Below are 16,541 nucleotides of genomic sequence, written 5' to 3'. Positions count from 1 at the left end.
GTAGGGGTGCGGGAGCCGTGAAGGCAGGGCGACGTGCGCCGGGCCGTGCGGCCCGGCGTGTCAGGGCGGATCAGGCGGCCTTGAGGGCCTTGGCGACGGGGGCGCGGTCCGACAGCGCCGACGTCGTGCGGTCGAGGATCATCGCGAGGATCACGACGGCGAGGCCAGCCTCGAAGCCGAGCGAGACGTTCACGCGCTGGAGCGCGGACACGACCTCGCGGCCGAGGCCCGCAGCGCCGGTGAGGCCTGCGATGACGACCATCGACAGGGACAGCATGATGACCTGGTTGACCCCGGCCATGATCGTCGGGAGTGCGAGCGGGAGCTGGATCTGCCGCAGGATGCGGCCCTCGGTGGCGCCGAACGCGTGCCCGGCCTCGACGACCTCGGAGTCGACCTGGCGGATCCCGAGCTCGGTGAAGCGCACGCCTGGTGCGAGGGCGAAGATGATCGTCGCGACGAGCCCGGGCACCACGCCCGTGAGGAAGATGACGACCGTCGGGATCAGGTAGACGAACGCGGGCATGGTCTGCATGAAGTCGAGCACGGGCCGGACGACGCGGGACACCTTGCGGTTGCGTGCAGCCCAGATGCCGAGCGGGATCGCGATGAGCAGGGCGATGCCGCTCGCCAGGATGACGAGCGCGAGGGTGTCCATCGCGTTGCCCCACTGGTCGACCGCGCCGATGACGACGAGACCGACGGCCGCACCGACGGCGAGGAGCCAGCCCTTCGCGAACCAGGCGAGGGCCGCGACGACGAGGATGATCGCCCAGGCGGGCGGGGCGGACAGCGCGGTGTCGAGGACGTCGAAGACAGCGAGCAGCCCGTCCTTGACCGCCGTGAAGAAGCTGGCGCCGGCGACGGTCACCCAGTCGACGAAGCTCTCGACAGCGTCGCCGAGGTGGAGGCGGGGAACCATGGTCTCGCTCATCGGGCACCTCCCTGGATCGTTGCGCGCACGCCGACGGCAGGGAGCTGCGTCGTCGGCTCGGGCAGGACGTCGGGCGCGAGGCCCGGCACGCCGTCGTCGGGCGGAAGCGGCTCGAAACCCTCAGGGACGGTCGGGGTGGCGCTCACCCCGGCACCCTCGGCGTCGGTGTCCGGGGGGACCATCGCCTCGAGGAGCGCGACGCGCGGCACGACGCCGAGCAGGCGGCCTCGGTCGTCCGTGACGGCGACGGGCAGCGGGGACTCGGCCGAGGGCGCGAACACCTCGGACAGCGGGGTGCTCTCGTCGACGGTGTGCGCGGAGTCGAGCAGCGCCGGGTCGAGCCGGGTGGCGCCGGCGCGAGCGGCGGCGACGACGTCGGAGTCCTGGACGGCGCCGCGCAAGACGCGGTCACGGTCGACGACGAACGCGGCGGAGGCGTGGGCCTCGCGCATCGCGCGGGCTGCCTGGCGTGGGCCGGCGCTCGTCGCGAGGACGACTCCGGGCCGCACCATCACGGAGCCTGCGGTCAGGACCCGGGTGCGGTCGACGTCGGCGACGAACTGGGCGACGTAATCGTCGGCGGGCTCGGAGAGGATCTCCTCCGCGCTGCCGATCTGCACGATGCGTCCGGCGCGCATCACGGCGATCCGGTCACCGAGGAACATCGCCTCGTTGAGGTCGTGCGTGATGAAGATGATCGTCTTGCCGAGCTTCTGCTGGATCTCGACGAGCTGCTCCTGCATCTCGCGGCGGATCAACGGGTCGAGCGCCGAGAACGCCTCGTCCATGAGCAGGATGTCCGTGTCCGCGGCGAGCGCCCGGGCGAGCCCGACCCGCTGGCGCATACCGCCGGAGAGCTGCGACGGGAGGGAGTCCTCCCAGCCGGACAGGCCGACGAGCTCGAGCGCCTGGAGGGCACGCTCTCGGCGCACCGGCTTCTTGATGCCCTGGATCTCGAGGGGGTACGCGGCGTTGTCGAGAACCGTGCGGTGCGGCAGGAGCGCGAAGTGCTGGAAGACCATCGAGACGGTCGAGCGGCGCAGGCTGCGCAGGCGGCTCGCGCTCACCGTCGCGAGGTCGTCGTCGCCCAGCATGATGCGTCCGGACGTAGGGCGCCACAGGCCGTTGAGCATGCGGATGAGTGTCGACTTGCCCGAGCCCGACAGGCCCATGACGACGAAGATCTCGCCCTCGGCGACCTCGAAGGACGCGTCGATGACCGCGGCGGTGCCGTGCTGCTTGACGTCCTCCCGGGGTGCGCCCTCACGCAGGCGCCGGACCGCCTCCTGGGGTCGTCGACCGAACACCTTGTAGACGTTCTCCACACGTATCGCCGTCATGCTGAACGGGCTCGCCACCTTCCGTCGGGTGAGGCGCGAGGGGGCGCTCCCCTCGTTCGCCTTGCGCGTGCGGCCGGTCCGGAGGAGGCTCTGCCCGCGGGGCGGCCACGACCACCCGAGGGGGCGGCGCCGGAGCGGCACGAGGGGTATGACCCTGCACCGGGACCTGTCACAGGCCCCGAACCACCTTGCCCCACTCGCGACGATCTCGCTGCCAAAACGCCTGCCGTCGTGGTGAGTTCTTTGCGGAACGTTGACCATGATCCCCGCCTGACCTGCGGAAACGTTCGCGACACGATCGTTATAGCAACGTGACTTTTACCTGAGTGTGGCACTTCACAATCCACGCATCACGCCTCGGCCCCTGGCCTAAGTTACCCCCCAGGGGTATAGTGATGGCATGGCACACGACGAGCACTCGAAGTCTCACGGATACGTCCAGGACAAGGACGCCTACCTCAAGCGCCTGCGCCGCATCGAAGGCCAGGTCCGCGGCATCGCCCGCATGGTCGACGAGGACACCTACTGCATCGACGTCCTCACCCAGGTCGCCGCCGTCACCAAGGCGCTGCACGCCGTGAGCCTCGGGCTCGTCGGCGACCACCTCGGCCACTGCGTCGTCGACGCAGCCAAGGAGTCCGACGAGGCGGCGGCCGCCAAGGTCGAGGAAGCCACCCAGGCGATCGGGAGGCTCCTGCGATGAGCACCGACCACACCACCGTCCCTGACGCGATCACCGTCGACCTCGCCGTCTCCGGAATGACGTGCGCGTCGTGCGTCGCCCGCGTCGAGAAGCGCCTCGCCCGCGTCCCCGGCGCGACCGCGACCGTCAACCTCCCGCTCGAGTCCGCACGCGTAACCCTCCTCCCTGTCGACGGCCACGTCGCCGACGACACGGAGCTCGTCGCCGCGGTCGAGCGCGCCGGATACACCGCGCGTGTCACCAGGACCACGCGCCCCGCCGAGCCGGCCGCTGCGGCCGCGCAGGCCGCGCCACACGGCTCCCACGCCGCGAGCGCAGGCGGCAGCCGCGCGGACGACGCCGCGCCGTCGGGCCCCGCCGACCACTCAGCCCACGTCGCCGACGCGACCGACACCGTCGCGCACGCGCTCTCCGCGCACGGCGCGGGTCACGACCACGACCCCGACGCCGACACGTCCGCGCCCGAGCCGGACCGCGGCGTCGACCTGCGGCGTCGGCTGCGCACGTCCGCGCTGCTCGCCGTCCCCGTCGTCGCCCTGTCGATGATCCCCGCGCTCCAGGTCACCGGCTGGCAGTGGGTCGTGGCCGCGCTCTCGCTCCCCGTCGTCACCTGGGGCGCGCTGCCGTTCCACCGCGCCGCGCTGCGCGCAGGTCGTCACGGCGGCTCGACGATGGACACGCTCGTGTCGATCGGCGTCATCGCCGCGACAGGGTGGTCGTTGTGGGCGCTGCTCCTCGGCGGCGCAGGCAGGCTCGGCATGACGATGGAGCCCACCTTGATCCCCCGGCGCGCCCACAGCGCGATGCCCGAGCTCTACTTCGAGGTCGCCGTCGTCGTCACGACGTTCCTCCTCGCAGGCCGCTACGCGGAGCACCGGTCACGGCGCCGCGCGGGCGACGCGCTCCGGGCCCTGCTCGAGATGGGCGCGAAGACCGCGATCGTCCGCCAACCCGACGGCGCCGGCGCGTGGACCGAGCACGAGGTCCCGACCGGCGCGCTGCAGGTCGGCGACGAGATCGTCGTGCGGCCGGGCGAGAAGATCGCGACCGACGGCGTCGTCGTCGCCGGCAGCGCAGGGATCGACACGTCCTTGCTCACGGGCGAGCCTGTGCCGGTCGACGTGTCGGTCGGCGACGCCGTGACGGGCGCGACGATCAACACGGACGGCCACCTCGTCGTGCGCGCCACGCGCGTCGGCGAGGACACGACGCTCGCCCAGATGGGCCGCCTCGTCGCGGACGCCCAGTCCGGGAAGGCGCCCGTCCAGCGGCTCGCCGACCGGATCTCGGCCGTGTTCGTTCCGGTCGTCCTCGTGCTCGCGGTCGGCACGCTCGTCGCGTGGCTCGTCGTCGGTGGCACGAACGCGGCGAACGTCCAGGCGGCTTTCACCGCCGCGGTCGCGGTGCTGATCATCGCGTGCCCGTGCGCGCTCGGGCTCGCGACGCCGACCGCCCTGCTCGTCGGCACAGGCCGGGCTGCGCAGCTCGGCGTCGTCATCAAGGGCCCGGAGACGCTCGAGTCGACGCGCCGGATCGACACGGTCGTGCTCGACAAGACCGGGACGGTTACGGCGGGCGCGATGGAGGTTGCCGACGTCGTGCCGTTGCGTCCCGGCGTCACCGCCGAGGAGGCGCTGCGGTACGCGGCGGCGATCGAGGCCGGTAGCGAGCACCCGATCGCCCGCGCGATCACCGCTGCAGGTGCGGCCCCCGCCCGACCCGTCGCGCTCTCGTCCGCCCCCGCCAGCCTGGCTCCCTCCAGCCCTGCCCCCTCCAGCCCTGCCCCCGCCGCCGAGGTAGGGGTCTCCCCGCGAGGTAGTGCCTTGGAGGCCTCTACCTCGCGTGCACGCGCCTACCTCGGCGAAGAGTCTGTCGCCGAGGGCGAGGGCGGCGAGCCCGCCGTCGGGGCGGACGGCGTCGCCATCGGGAGCCTGCAGGCGCTCGACTTCACGACGTCGCCGGGCGGCGGCGTGTCCGGGACCGTGCGCACGGCGCACTCGGGCCCGCACGTGTCGCGGCGCGTCGTCGTCGGCAAGCCCGGCTGGGTCGCGGAGCAGACAGGCGCGCACGACGACGCGGCCGAGCAGGCCGTCCTCGCCGCGGAGGAGGACGGCGCGACCGCGGTCGTCGTCGCGTGGAACGGCCAGCCGCAGGCGGTCGTCGTGCTGCGCGACCCGGTGAAGGAGTCCTCGGCCGCCGCGATCGCGGAGCTGCGCGGCCTAGGGCTGCGGCCGTTCCTCGTCACGGGTGACAACGCGGGCGCAGCGCGCCGCGTCGCCCGCGAGGTGGGGATCGACCCGGCAGACGTCGTCGCCGGCGTGCTCCCCGAAGGGAAGGTCGACGTCGTCGCCCGGCTCCAGGACGAGGGGCGCGTCGTCGCGGTCGTCGGGGACGGCGTCAACGACGCCGCAGCGCTCGCGCAGGCGGGCAGGCAGGGCCTCGGCATGGCGATGGGGACCGGGACGGACGTCGCGATCCAGGCGAGCGACATCACCCTCGTGCGCGGAGACCTGCGCGCCGCGGCCGCAGCCGTGCGCATCTCGCGGGCGACGTTGCGGATCATCAAGCAGAACCTGTTCTGGGCGTTCGCGTACAACGTCGCGGCGATCCCGCTCGCTGCGACGGGCCTGCTCAACCCGATGATCGCGGGGGCGGCGATGGCGCTCAGCTCGGTCCTCGTGGTGACGAACAGCATCCGGCTCCGGCGGGCTTCCTGAGCCTGCCCTCGGGAACAGGCAGTCAGGACGGGCCCTGAGAAGGTGCCCGTTTTGGCTGCTTGTGGTGGGAGCGCTTCCTGACCTAGCGTCATGTAATCGATTCCACGCGATCGGTCCCGAGGCTCCCGCCCGCGGCCGTGAGGGTGGAGAGCGAGGAGGCCGACGATGCGAACCGCCACCCTTCAGGACGTCGCGAGGCTCGCTGGCGTCTCGACCGCAACAGCCTCCCGCGTCCTGTCCGGCCATCCCGCCACCTCCGTCGACGCCCGCACGCGCGTCGCCGAGGCCGCGACCGAGCTCGGCTTCCGCCCCAACGCCCAGGCCCGCTCCCTGCGCAAGGCGCGCACCGAGTCCATCGGCGTCGTCGTCTCCGACATCCTGAACCCCTTCTTCGCCGAGATCGCCCACACCGCCGAGCAGACCGCACGCGAGGCCGGCCTCACGATCATGCTGTGCAACGCGAACGAGTCGGCAGAGCAGCAGGACAGGTACATCGACCTGCTGCTCGCGCACCGCGCGGACGGCATCGTCATCGCGCCGCAGGGCGACGGGTCCGGTTCGCTGCGGGACGCCCTCAAGCTCGGCGTCCCCCTCGTGTTCGTCGATCGCACGGTCGACGGCGTCGACGTCCCGTCGATCACGTCGGACAACTTCAGCGGGATCGCCCAGGCGGTCGAGCACCTCGTCGGGCTCGGGCACCGCCGCATCGGCTTCATCGCTGGGCCCCAGGCCACGTCGACGGGCCGGGACCGCCTCGTCGCGTTCCGTGACGCCATCGAGAAGCACGGCGCCGACCAGGACATGGCGCTGATCTACGAGGGCGACTTCCGGGTGTCGAGCGGCGTCGCAGGCGCCCGGCACCTGCTCGAGCTCGCCTGCCCGCCGACCGCGCTGCTCGCGGCTGACAGCCTCATGACGCTCGGCGCGCTGCACGTCTGCCAGGACCGGGCGATCTCGATCCCGGACGACATGTCGATCGTCGGGTACGACGACATCGAGGCGTTCCGGCTCCTCGACCCGCCGATCACGGTCATCTCGCACGACCCCGCCCGCACGGGGGAGCTCGCCGTCGAGCTGCTCACGAAGATGCTCGACGGCGACAAGGTCGAGAGCGTCGTGCTCGACGCGCAGCTCGTGGTGCGCGGGTCCACGGGGCCTGCCTCGCTCAGGCGCGACGTGCTGGCCCCCGCCCCGCTCGAGGCAGAGGTCCCGCCGGACGTGCGAGGCCTGCCGGCCCCCCACCTCCTTGCGCATGCCGTGCACGTCGACGACGTCGCCAGGCTCCTGTCGTGACGGGCGCCCCGCGGCCGTCGTCAGCCGCGGTCGGTGCCGCGTCCCCCGACGTGGTCGTCGTCGGGTCGACGAACGCTGACCTGCTCGTCCAGGTCGCCGCGCACCCCGCTCCTGGCGAGACCGTGCTCGGGCGCTCGATGGCAGTCCTCGCAGGTGGCAAGGGCGCGAACCAGGCCGTCGCGGCGGCGCGCTCGGGTGCGCACGTCGCGTTCGTCGGGTCGGTGGGCGACGACGAGTTCGCCGACGCGGCGCTCGCGGGGCTGCGCGCCAACGGCGTGGACCTGTCGGGGCTGCGCGTCGTTCCCGGCAGCACGGGCATCGCGATCGTGACCGTGTCGGCGGACGGCGAGAACTCGATCGTCGTGATCCCCGGAGCCAACGCGGCGACGGATGCCGACGCCGTGCGCGCCCAGGCGGGCCTGCTCGCCCGGGCGCGCGTCGTCGTCGTGCAGGGCGAGGTGCCGCGCGACGGCATCGAGGAGGCCGCGCGGCTCGCCCGCGAACGCCTGATCGTCAACCTCGCGCCGGTGATCGCGCTCGACACCGAGGTGCTGCGGCAGGCCGACCCGCTCGTCGTCAACGAGCACGAGGCTGCTCTCGCTGCGCGCGCCCTCGGCGTCGCGCTGCCCGCGGGCGCGTCGGACGCCGACGTCGCCCGCGCCCTCCTCGACGCGGGCGTGCGGTCCGTCCTCGTGACGGTCGGCGCCGACGGCGCGCACGTCGCCGAGACGGTCGACGGCGCACCGCGCGTCACCCACGTGCCGTCGCCGCGTGTCGACGCGGTCGACACGACCGGTGCCGGCGACGCGTTCGTCGGCTCGCTCGCCCAGCAGCTCGCTGCTGGCACTCCCCTGCCCGACGCCGCGCAGCACGCGGCCCGCGTCGGCGCCTACGCCGTCACGTCCGTGGGCGCGCAGGCGTCGTATCCCGGTCCGGGGGACGAGCTGCCGGTGGTCTGACACGCGGATGCCCCATCAGGCCGCGGCGCGAGCCGCGTCCTCCACCCGTCCATCGTGCATCCGGACCGTCTGGTCGACCGAGGCCAGGGTCGACGCGTCGTGCGAGACGAGGAGCGTGGCCGCATCGAGCTCGCGGGCGAGCCGCGTGATCAGGTCGATGATCTGGGTGCCGCGCTCGTGGTCGAGCGCCGAGGTGGGCTCGTCGACCAGGAGGACCTGGGGGGTGCCCACGAGCGCGCGGGCGATCGCGACGCGCTGCCGCTGACCCCCTGAGAGCTGGGCGGGCCGCTTGTGCGCGTGGTCGCTCATCCCGACCTCCGCGAGGAGATCCCTCGCCTGTGACCGGACCGCGGACGGGCGGCGGCCGCGCAGGTGGGCGTGCAGCTCGAGCTGCTCGAGGGCGGTGAGGGATCCCAGCAGCTGGGGCGACTGGAAGACGACGCCGATCCGGTGCAGTCGCGTGCGGGTGGCTTCTGCGACGGTCGTGCCTGGTTGGAAGACGGTGTCCCCGCCGATGCGCACCGTGCCGGAGGTGGGCCTGGTGAGGCCGCCGGCGACGGCGAGCAGGCTCGACTTCCCGGAGCCGGACGGGCCGAGCAGTGCGGTCGTCGTGCCAGAGGCAACGGTCAGGCTCACGTCGTCGACCGCGGTGAGCGTGGAGTCTCCGTCGGGGTAGACGAGGGTGATGGTGCTCAGCTGGAGCTTCATGGTCTCTCCTTCGGTGCTCAGCGCGAGGCGAGCGCGGCGTGGGGGTCGATGCTGGCGATGCGGGCGACAGCCATGACTGCGCCCACCAGGCCGAGAACGATGAGGGCTGCCGCTGGCAGCAGGGTCGTCGTGAGCGTGACGGTCAGCGGGATCACGCCGGACAGGAGGGTGGCGCCGATCATGGCCGCGGCCGTACCGGCGCCCACCCCGAGGAGCAGGACGACGAGCGCCTGGCCGACGGCGTCGCGCAGCAGGTAGCGGGTCGACGCTCCGAGCGCCTTGAGCACCGCGATGTCGCCGGAGCGACCGACGGTCCACACCGTGAAGAACGCAGCGACGACGAGCGCCGAGATCACGACGAGGAACACCTGCATGGTCAGGAGCGAGCCGTTCTCGGAGGAGAACGAGCCGATGGCGGTTCTCGCGTCGGTGAGCCCGAGCGTCGTGGTGCCTGCGGCGGCGTCTGCGCGGCGGATCGTGTCCGCGTCGACGTCGCCGGCTACAGCGAGGACCGTCGCGACCTCCTGCTCGGCGGCGGACGGCGTCCCTGCCCCGAGCACCTGCCAGTCGGTGAGGGGCACCCAGACGACGGGGGTGTGTGCGTAGGACGCGGCGACGTCGAGCACCGTCGACACCTTCATCTCCGTGCCGCCGAGGCTGACGGAGTCACCCACGGCGACCGACAGGCTGTCGGCTGCGCCCCGGGAGACGGCGATGGTCCCAGGGCTCGGCGCGGGAGCGCCTGCAGGAAGCAGGTGAGACCCTGCCTCGACGCCGAAGACCGTGATGGCGGCCGTCGTCGCTGTCGATCGCGCTCGTGCGGTCGCGACGCCCAGCATCTCGACGTTCTCGGACCCTGCCGCTGCCGCCCAAGCGTCGCGCTGCTCGGACGTGACCGTGGACGAGGTGAAGTCCGGGCTGTCGCCCGGCGTGGGCTCCCCGAACGTGAGGTGGTCGACGGGCAGGTCGGTGACGGCTGACGTCGACTCGCGTGCGAGCCCCGCGGTCAGCGAGGAGAGGAAGGTGACGAGGACGGCGATCAGGGTGATCACGCCCAGCATGAGGGCGAAACGGCCACGGGCATGGCGCAGGTCGCGGAACGCGACGAACATGGGACCTCCTAGGTCGGCGACTCTCCCAGCGTGCGCCGCTGCATGCCTTCGTCCATCGGGCCGCCGGAGGCACCTGGGCGGACGAACGTCGGCCAGCGGGCTCCACCTTTCGGCTGATGCCGTGCGCGTCATGCTCACTACGATGGGAAGATGCGCGCGCAGACCATGCCGCTGGTGACCCGGCGCCTGCTCGTCGGGCTCGACGTGCTGGTCGCCGGACTGGTGGTCGTGGCGGTCGTGCGCACGGCAGGCGCGATCCCGCTGTGGACCGCCCTGCTCACGGCGTCCATGTTCGCGGCGCTGTACGCGGCCGGGCGCGCCACGATCCGCGTCCACGAGGCACCCTTGGACGCTGCTCGCGGCCGGTGGTGGCCGGCTGGCGCGTGGATCGTCGGGCTGATCGCAGTCTGGGCCATCCTCTTGCAGCTGAGCCCAGGCGCGCTGTGGATCGCGTTCCCGCTGATGCTGCTTCAGATGCACGTGCTCGGCCCGCGGAGGGGCGTGGTCGCCGTCGTCGTGACGACCGTCATCGCGGCTGTCGACGGCATCGTGCTGCGTGCTCCGGGCGACCTGTCGATCGCGCCAGCGCTCGGGCCCGCTGTCGGCGCGGCAGTTGCCGTGGCCGTCACGCTGGGCCTCGAGGCGCTGGTTCGTGAGGCAGACGAGCGCCAGCGGATGCTCGAGGAGCTCGCTCGTGCACGGGACGAGGTTGTTGCGGCTGAGCAGGAGGCGGCGATCGCCAACGAGCGTGAGCGACTTGCCCGCGAGATTCACGACACCCTCGCGCAAGGGTTCTCAGCGATCGAGCTGCTCTTGCGCGCAGCAGACGGCTCCGTGGGTGCGGACGAGGCTCGTGCCCGTGCCTACATCGAGCAGGCTCGCTCGACCGCGCGGGACAACCTGGCCGAGGCCCGTCGGTTCGTCCGGGCGCTCGCTCCGGCGGACCTCGACGGAGCAAGCCTGGTCGCGGCCCTGCGCCGCATCGCCGCCCGGGCCCAGGCAGCGGCGAGCAGCGGCTCTCCGGCTCACGACGGTCCACCCGTGACTCTCACCGTCCAGGTCCGCACCTCGGGGGCTCCTCGGCCTCTTCCCCTGCAGGTCGAGGCTGCGCTCGTCCGCATCGCGCAGTCAGCCCTGGCGAACGTCGTGCAGCATGCGGACGCGCGACATGCGACGCTCACCCTCGAGTTTCTGCCTGAGGAGGTCATCCTCGACGTCGTGGACGACGGGCGCGGGTTCGACGCCGTCGAACAGCCAGCACCAAACCGCGACGGCGGCTTCGGTCTCGCGGCGATGCGCTCGCGCGCGGGCGAGCTGGGCGGATCGCTCACGGTCGAGACGAGCCCAGGAGACGGGACCGCCGTCGCTGCTCGTCTCCCGGCGCCCAGGCTCGACGACGCAGCGCAGGTGGTGCCCGTCAGCGGGACCACGCACCGGGAGGACGTGTGATCGACGTCGTGCTCACCGACGACCACCCGGTGGTCCGCGCCGGCCTGCGCGCCGTGATCGAGAACGAACCCGACATGCGCGTCGTCGCCGAGCTCGCCACAGCCGAAGAGCTCGTGACGCACGTGCGCGACGGCGGGCGGGGCGACGTGCTGCTGCTGGACCTGCAGTTCGGTCCCGGCCGTCTCGGTGGGGCGGAAGCCACCCGGAGAATCGTCCAGGCCGGCGGGCCGCCCGTGCTGATCCTGACGACGTACGGGTCGGACACCGACATCCTCACGGCCATCGAGGCCGGTGCGCTCGGCTACCTGCTCAAGGACGCCCCGACCGACGAGCTCACCTCAGCGATCCGCGCTGCTGCCGGCGGTTCAGTGACGCTCGGTCCTGCCGTGCAGGCCCGGCTCGTGGAACGGATGCGCCGCCCCGCCGTGTCGCTCACCCTGCGCGAGCTCGAGGTCCTCCGCATGGTCGCGCAAGGCCGGTCCAACGATGCGATCGCTCGCGACCTCGTGATCACCCGCGCCACCGTCAAGTCCCACCTGGCACACGCCTACGACAAGCTCGGCGTGCAGTCGCGAACCGAAGCGGTCGCGGTCGCCCGCGAACGCGGCCTGCTCCCGAGCGAACCCAGGTAAGGCATCCGCGCGGTGTTCGACCCAGGTGTCATCGACAGGAACCGGCCGCTGCTATGGCGGAGACCAGACAAGCGAGCCTCCACCAGACCCGAGGCGGTTCACTCGTTGAGGGCGTCGCCAGCCAGGCGCACGACGTGGAAGGGATCCATCACCGCCACCGCGCCGGGCAGTTCCTCAGCGGCGGCGGTCTTGAACCCGGTGAACCCATCCATCGCCACGACCTCCACCCCCTTGCGCCAGCCCTCGGGGCGGGCGGCGAGCCAGGTCTTGAACGCACTCTTGGAACGGCCTTCGACCATGTCGAGAAGGCGCGCCGGGCCGGTTCCCGCGCGAATCGGGGTCAGGTCGATGACGACGGTGACGTACTTGTCACCGCGACGGGTGTGACGCCACACGTGTTCATCGACGCCGATCGCGCTCACGGCGTCGAACCGGGCAGGGTCATCGATCAGGACGCGGCGACCTTCGGCTAGGACGGCGTCGTTGGCCGTGTCCCATGCCACAGACAGGGCCTCGGCCACGCGGGCGACCGTGAGGTGCTGGACGACGAGGCCGGCCAGCGCCCACCGCACGGCTGACCGTGACAACTTCGCTCGCGGCTCGGCCGCAGACGAGGTGTCCTGACGCCACACGCGCCGACACGTCACGCACCGGTAGCGGCGCACCCGCAGCAGCAACGTCGTAGGCCGCCACCCGAACGGCTCGTGCGCCACGCGCCGCGTCACGGTGCCACGCAAGACGCCCTCGGCGCCGCACTGTCGGCAGAACGCCTCCTCCGGGCGCGCCTCGACGCGACACTCGAGCACCGCCCGGTCAGGCTCCAGGCGTTGGCCGACCGCGACAAGCCCAAGCTCGTCCAGCCGGGCGAACGCGGTCAGGTCAGGGCTGTGGAAGGTAGCGTCATTCACGTCGAGGTCTTCTGGATGAGTTGGTGTAGGAACCCCCATCATCAGGGGACCTCGACCCACACCACGACCCCGTCACGCCACCGCCGCTACACCCTCAGATCGGATGAGCCAACAAACTCAGGGCGCTTCACTGAGCGGAGGGGCGTCCGCACGACCCGCGTACCGACCGAACTCACTCGACCTCTAGATCTGACCATAGGCCCGGGTCCAAGCCCATCGCCTGGCCCGCCTCGATGATCTGCGAAAGGACAGCGAGGGGAACGAGCGTGTCGTACTCGTAAGCCTGCGCGCAGATGAGCTCCAATGCCACCCCGGGCTCACCAGCGTCGGCCAGGCTCCGTGCGTTCTGAATGTCCTCGGAAGGTAGCCGGTCGCTCAGGCCGACGATGGCGGCCGTGACGAGCCCAGTCACGTTCTCGAGTTCCATACCAATCACCACGGATGCGCGGTGATGATTCCCTCACCGTTCGGCTCAAGGATAACCCGGATGTTGATGCCTCCGCGGCCTCCGTTCACTTCGAAACGTACCGGCGCACCCTTCTTCGTGAGGTCAGCCCCTGGTGAACCGGTGACCTGGCGCCACTGGAGGCGCGGATCCGTGGCGATATCGGAGGCCTCGTGCATGATCCGGTCCCCTGACCAGTCCTTGGGGAACGGCGTCGTGCCAGGCAGGCCCGGCCACTGGTGTCCGCCGCCAGTCGCATCGCCATTGAGGATGTGCGCACGACGTTGAGCGGAGGCAAGGTCAACGAGGCCGTCTGCACTGTTCGCGGTCACGTCGCACATGTTGTGGACGAGAACGTCAACCTCACCCACATGGTAGGTGTGGATGCCGTCCACCGACAGGTTGTACGCCAACGCCGTCCGCAACGTCGACCCGCGCAGCCCTGCCACGGTGAGCACACGCCCGTCGGCCGCAAGGACGTGCTCGCCAGCGTCGAGCTCGTCAGCGCGCTCGAACCGCCCGTCCGTCACCGACCAGAACGGGTGATCCTCCGTCGTCCCCAGGACGGTGCCGTTGTCGAGCGCGAGGTCGACCACCTCGTCCTGGTGCACGAACACGTGCGTGACCGTCCGCACCTCCTGCTCGCCGGTCTGCGGATCAGAAGCAACAACCTGCTCGCCGACCTCGACGTCCTCGATCGGCTTCTTCGACCCATCACCCATCAGCACGAGCGTCGCGCCCGTGAACGAGCACGCCCTGGCCGCCGTCGGCGCCGCCTTCCCAGACGCTCCAGCCCCGGCTGGCCCAGCCCCCTTCGGTGCAGCACCCGCCTTCGCAGCCGCCGCCGGCTTAGGCGCAGCGCGCTTGGTCACGTTCGACAGCGCCGCGCCCACCTTGCTCGTCGCCGCCGGAACGACCTTCGACGCGACCGTCGCCGCGGACCTCTCAGCCGGCAAGTCGTCAACCACGCGGGAACCGCGAACCGCTGTGCCACCGGAAGCTACGTCACCGACAGGCCGCGCGCCCGTCGCCGCAGTGCCAGGGGACGCGGCACACGGAAGAGCGTCGTTGGCGTGAACCGACGCGGGAGCCAGCCGCACTCAGCGCAGCGCACGGACCGCGCCCACGAGAATCCTGAATAGCGTCCGGCCGCACCACACTTCTGTCACGCCGTCCTACCGAGCCAACGCAACTCACCCCAGCGATTCCCAGATAACCATGTTCGCCCCATCTCGGCGACCGTCGCGCACCGGTATGAAGTGCGCCGCCTCAGCACTCGCGCTGTACCCGGTCAACGGGACACGGACAGTAACATCATCGTCAAACTCGACCTGCAAAGCTTCCGACGTCTCGCGCGCCGCTGACACCTCTTTGCCGATTAGAAGGCACAGCATGTCCCGAGAACCCTGATGAGGAAACTGAACCGAGACCCCATGAATATTCACAATTGGGTCGCTCAGCGCCCGAAGTACGGGGCCGCCAAAATGCAGCTCTACGTAGTCGCAAACGAACGAGACGGCACTCAACTGCTCGCCCGCTAGCGACGAAAGCTCGCTCACCACGGGATGTGCGCCCACGGGTCACTCTTGGGAATTGGTCGTCCTGTCAGAGGGCTAACAGTCTGTTCTGTCTCGTTCATGTATACGACCCGCCTTGGATGATGTTTTGTCTCGTCCATAATTCTAACCGCCGTTACTCTGGGGTTGAGCCCTGACCCTCCGGAGCCGCCCGTGAACTGGAAACCAGGCCCCTTGGTCGCCAGCGGGCCCGTCGCCCCGTTAGGCACGATAGCGGGGGGCCCATTTGTGAATCCGATGAATGACGGCGCCTCGGCGGAAGGGTCGACAGGGACAGAACAAGTGTTGTGGACCAGTACTGCGCCCGCACCCACATGGTAGGTGTGGATGCCGTCCACCGACAGGTTGTACGCCAACGCCGTCCGCGACGTCGACCCGCGCAGCCCTGCCACGGTGAGCACACGCCCGTCGGCCGCAAGGACGTGCTCGCCAGCGTCGAGCTCGTCAGCGCGCTCGAACCGCCCGTCCGTCACCGACCAGAACGGGTGATCCTCCGTCGTCCCCAGGACGGTGCCGTTGTCGAGCGCGAGGTCGACCACCTCGTCCTGGTGCACGAACACGCGCGTGACCGTCCGCACCTCCTGCTCGCCGGTCTGCGGATCAGAAGCAACAACCTGCTCCCCGACCTCGATGTCCTCGATCGGCTTCTTCGAACCATCACCCATCAGCACGAGCGTCGCGCCCGTGAACGAACACGCCCTGGCCGCCGTCGGCGCCGCCTTCCCAGACGCGCCAGCCCTCGCTGGGCCCGCGACCTTAGGTGCAGCGCCCGCCTTCGCAGCGCCCGCCGACTTGGGGGCAGCGCGCTTGGTCACGTTCGACAGCGCCGCGCCCACCTTGCTCGCAGCCGCCGGCACCGCCTTCGACGCGACCGCCCCGACGCCCGCACCAGCAAGACCGCCAGCAGCTCCGAACGCCGTCTCCTTGGCCAAGCCACCCCAGGAGAACGGCGCCGCCTTCTGCACCTTCGTGCGCCACAGGTTGCTCACCGCACCGCTGGCAGCACCCGCAGCCACACCACAGCCGACCGAACCCGCGCCCATCGTCGCGGCCATGCACCCGGTGAACGCCGCAGCCCCCACCACCGCACCCACGATCGTCGCCTGATGCCGACCCACAAAGCTCGTCGTCGCGTTCCACGCCGAGCGGATGCCACCCCAGAACAGCCCCGTGGGATCAGCCCATGTCACCGGGTTGTTCCCCGAGTACACGTACGCGTTGAACTGAGCCGGAACCTCCGGCTGCAACATCGGATCCACCGACACGAACCGACCCGTCAGCTCGTCAAAGTACCGAGCCCCCAGCTGCGTCAACCCCGTCGAGTCATCACGCGTCTTACCCAGGAACTGACGATCCCCCGGAATCGACGCGCTCGACGAACCACCACGCGCCCCACCGAACGGATCCGTACGCAACCGCGCCACGCTCGACGTCGTCCACCGCGTGTTCGCCCACGCCGCCACCGGCGTGCCATGCACATCCGCCATCAGCGAGGACACACCACCCAGACCGGCACCCGTACGCACCGCCACCGTCTGACCCGCAAACGAGTAGTACCGCGTCGCCGACACCGACCCCGACCCAGGGACGAACAACTCCTGCCCACCCGGCAGATAGACGCTCGTCCCCCGCGCCTCCGAGCGCACCAGACGCGGACGCTCCACCCGAACCCGCCACCGCTCGAGCGCGTCGCGCAGAACTCGACTCACGACCACGCAAGACGCTCGACTGGAGTACCCAGCCGAGCATCTGCGTGATCTACTG

Annotated in this window: 14 protein-coding genes and 1 pseudogene; 6 read left to right on the top strand and 9 right to left on the bottom strand. The window is 71.1% G+C overall.

What is annotated here, in order from left to right:
• Positions 1–70: 70 nt before the first annotated feature.
• Together AC4F3Q_RS12840 and AC4F3Q_RS12835 are read right to left on the bottom strand one after the other, a co-directional pair.
• The gene (locus AC4F3Q_RS12840; protein ID WP_491040303.1) at positions 71–934 is read right to left on the bottom strand and encodes an ABC transporter permease; all 864 of its coding nucleotides are present in this window, start codon (positions 932–934) and stop codon (positions 71–73) included.
• On the bottom strand, positions 931–2,274 hold the full coding sequence (locus AC4F3Q_RS12835) for a quaternary amine ABC transporter ATP-binding protein (protein WP_491040302.1): 1,344 nt from the start codon (positions 2,272–2,274) through the stop codon (positions 931–933). Before AC4F3Q_RS12835 ends, AC4F3Q_RS12840 begins: the two co-directional genes overlap by 4 nt.
• 400 nt (positions 2,275–2,674) lie before the next feature.
• Here AC4F3Q_RS12835 and AC4F3Q_RS12830 point away from each other — a divergent pair, with 400 nt between their 5' ends.
• The 4 genes from AC4F3Q_RS12830 to AC4F3Q_RS12815 all read left to right on the top strand — a co-directional run bounded on the left by AC4F3Q_RS12830 (position 2,675) and on the right by AC4F3Q_RS12815 (position 7,946).
• Positions 2,675–2,977: a metal-sensitive transcriptional regulator gene (locus AC4F3Q_RS12830; protein WP_491040301.1), complete on the top strand. Its 303-nt coding sequence runs from the start codon at positions 2,675–2,677 to the stop codon at positions 2,975–2,977.
• Positions 2,974–5,694 carry a heavy metal translocating P-type ATPase gene (locus AC4F3Q_RS12825; protein WP_491040300.1) on the top strand — a complete coding sequence of 907 codons (2,721 nt, stop codon included), beginning with the start codon at positions 2,974–2,976 and terminating at the stop codon, positions 5,692–5,694. The genes AC4F3Q_RS12830 and AC4F3Q_RS12825 overlap by 4 nt, the downstream gene beginning before the upstream one ends.
• Before the next feature lie 165 nt (positions 5,695–5,859).
• The gene (locus AC4F3Q_RS12820; protein WP_491040299.1) at positions 5,860–6,987 is read left to right on the top strand and encodes a LacI family DNA-binding transcriptional regulator; all 1,128 of its coding nucleotides are present in this window, start codon (positions 5,860–5,862) and stop codon (positions 6,985–6,987) included.
• Positions 6,984–7,946: a ribokinase gene (locus tag AC4F3Q_RS12815; RefSeq protein ID WP_491040298.1), complete on the top strand. Its 963-nt coding sequence runs from the start codon at positions 6,984–6,986 to the stop codon at positions 7,944–7,946. The genes AC4F3Q_RS12820 and AC4F3Q_RS12815 overlap by 4 nt, the downstream gene beginning before the upstream one ends.
• A gap of 15 nt (positions 7,947–7,961) precedes the next feature.
• Here the strand turns inward: AC4F3Q_RS12815 and AC4F3Q_RS12810 are convergent, their stop codons facing one another.
• Complete coding sequence (locus AC4F3Q_RS12810) at positions 7,962–8,654, bottom strand: ABC transporter ATP-binding protein (RefSeq protein WP_491040297.1); 693 nt, start codon at positions 8,652–8,654, stop codon at positions 7,962–7,964.
• A 17-nt stretch (positions 8,655–8,671) separates the two neighbouring features.
• On the bottom strand, positions 8,672–9,766 hold the full coding sequence (locus AC4F3Q_RS12805; RefSeq protein ID WP_491040296.1) for an ABC transporter permease: 1,095 nt from the start codon (positions 9,764–9,766) through the stop codon (positions 8,672–8,674).
• A 150-nt stretch (positions 9,767–9,916) separates the two neighbouring features.
• Here AC4F3Q_RS12805 and AC4F3Q_RS12800 point away from each other — a divergent pair, with 150 nt between their 5' ends.
• Complete coding sequence (locus AC4F3Q_RS12800; RefSeq protein WP_491040295.1) at positions 9,917–11,215, top strand: sensor histidine kinase; 1,299 nt, start codon at positions 9,917–9,919, stop codon at positions 11,213–11,215.
• Entirely contained in the window at positions 11,212–11,847 is a 636-nt protein-coding gene (locus tag AC4F3Q_RS12795; protein WP_491040294.1) for a LuxR C-terminal-related transcriptional regulator, read from the top strand. The genes AC4F3Q_RS12800 and AC4F3Q_RS12795 overlap by 4 nt, the downstream gene beginning before the upstream one ends.
• Before the next feature lie 104 nt (positions 11,848–11,951).
• On the opposite strand, the pseudogene AC4F3Q_RS12790 reads toward AC4F3Q_RS12795, so the two are convergent.
• The 5 genes and pseudogenes from AC4F3Q_RS12790 to AC4F3Q_RS12770 form a co-directional block, all read right to left on the bottom strand.
• A pseudogene (locus AC4F3Q_RS12790) lies at positions 11,952–12,755 on the bottom strand (ISL3 family transposase); the annotation flags it as partial.
• A gap of 172 nt (positions 12,756–12,927) precedes the next feature.
• Positions 12,928–13,182, bottom strand: a complete 255-nt coding sequence (locus tag AC4F3Q_RS12785) for a MafI family immunity protein (RefSeq protein WP_491040293.1) — start codon at positions 13,180–13,182, stop codon at positions 12,928–12,930.
• 5 nt (positions 13,183–13,187) lie between these two features.
• The gene (locus AC4F3Q_RS12780) at positions 13,188–13,922 is read right to left on the bottom strand and encodes a polymorphic toxin-type HINT domain-containing protein (protein WP_491040330.1); all 735 of its coding nucleotides are present in this window, start codon (positions 13,920–13,922) and stop codon (positions 13,188–13,190) included.
• Positions 13,923–14,393: 471 nt separating this feature from the next.
• Positions 14,394–14,759: a hypothetical protein gene (locus AC4F3Q_RS12775; RefSeq protein WP_491040292.1), complete on the bottom strand. Its 366-nt coding sequence runs from the start codon at positions 14,757–14,759 to the stop codon at positions 14,394–14,396.
• Positions 14,756–16,264, bottom strand: a complete 1,509-nt coding sequence (locus AC4F3Q_RS12770) for a polymorphic toxin-type HINT domain-containing protein (RefSeq protein ID WP_491040291.1) — start codon at positions 16,262–16,264, stop codon at positions 14,756–14,758. Before AC4F3Q_RS12770 ends, AC4F3Q_RS12775 begins: the two co-directional genes overlap by 4 nt.
• Positions 16,265–16,541 lie beyond the last annotated feature (277 nt).

The organism is Flavimobilis sp. BM9 (assembly GCF_058313055.1).
This window is presented reverse-complemented; position numbering and strand designations above follow the sequence as displayed.

Coding starts and splice junctions, on each gene's coding strand:
- AC4F3Q_RS12840 (WP_491040303.1), bottom strand. CDS start 934: ATGAGCGAGACCATGGTTCCCCGCCTCCACCTCGGCGACGCTGTCGAG.
- AC4F3Q_RS12835 (WP_491040302.1), bottom strand. CDS start 2,274: ATGACGGCGATACGTGTGGAGAACGTCTACAAGGTGTTCGGTCGACGA.
- AC4F3Q_RS12830 (WP_491040301.1), top strand. CDS start 2,675: ATGGCACACGACGAGCACTCGAAGTCTCACGGATACGTCCAGGACAAG.
- AC4F3Q_RS12825 (WP_491040300.1), top strand. CDS start 2,974: ATGAGCACCGACCACACCACCGTCCCTGACGCGATCACCGTCGACCTC.
- AC4F3Q_RS12820 (WP_491040299.1), top strand. CDS start 5,860: ATGCGAACCGCCACCCTTCAGGACGTCGCGAGGCTCGCTGGCGTCTCG.
- AC4F3Q_RS12810 (WP_491040297.1), bottom strand. CDS start 8,654: ATGAAGCTCCAGCTGAGCACCATCACCCTCGTCTACCCCGACGGAGAC.
- AC4F3Q_RS12805 (WP_491040296.1), bottom strand. CDS start 9,766: ATGTTCGTCGCGTTCCGCGACCTGCGCCATGCCCGTGGCCGTTTCGCC.
- AC4F3Q_RS12800 (WP_491040295.1), top strand. CDS start 9,917: ATGCGCGCGCAGACCATGCCGCTGGTGACCCGGCGCCTGCTCGTCGGG.
- AC4F3Q_RS12785 (WP_491040293.1), bottom strand. CDS start 13,182: ATGGAACTCGAGAACGTGACTGGGCTCGTCACGGCCGCCATCGTCGGC.
- AC4F3Q_RS12780 (WP_491040330.1), bottom strand. CDS start 13,922: ATGGGTGATGGGTCGAAGAAGCCGATCGAGGACGTCGAGGTCGGCGAG.
- AC4F3Q_RS12770 (WP_491040291.1), bottom strand. CDS start 16,264: ATGGCGGATGTGCATGGCACGCCGGTGGCGGCGTGGGCGAACACGCGG.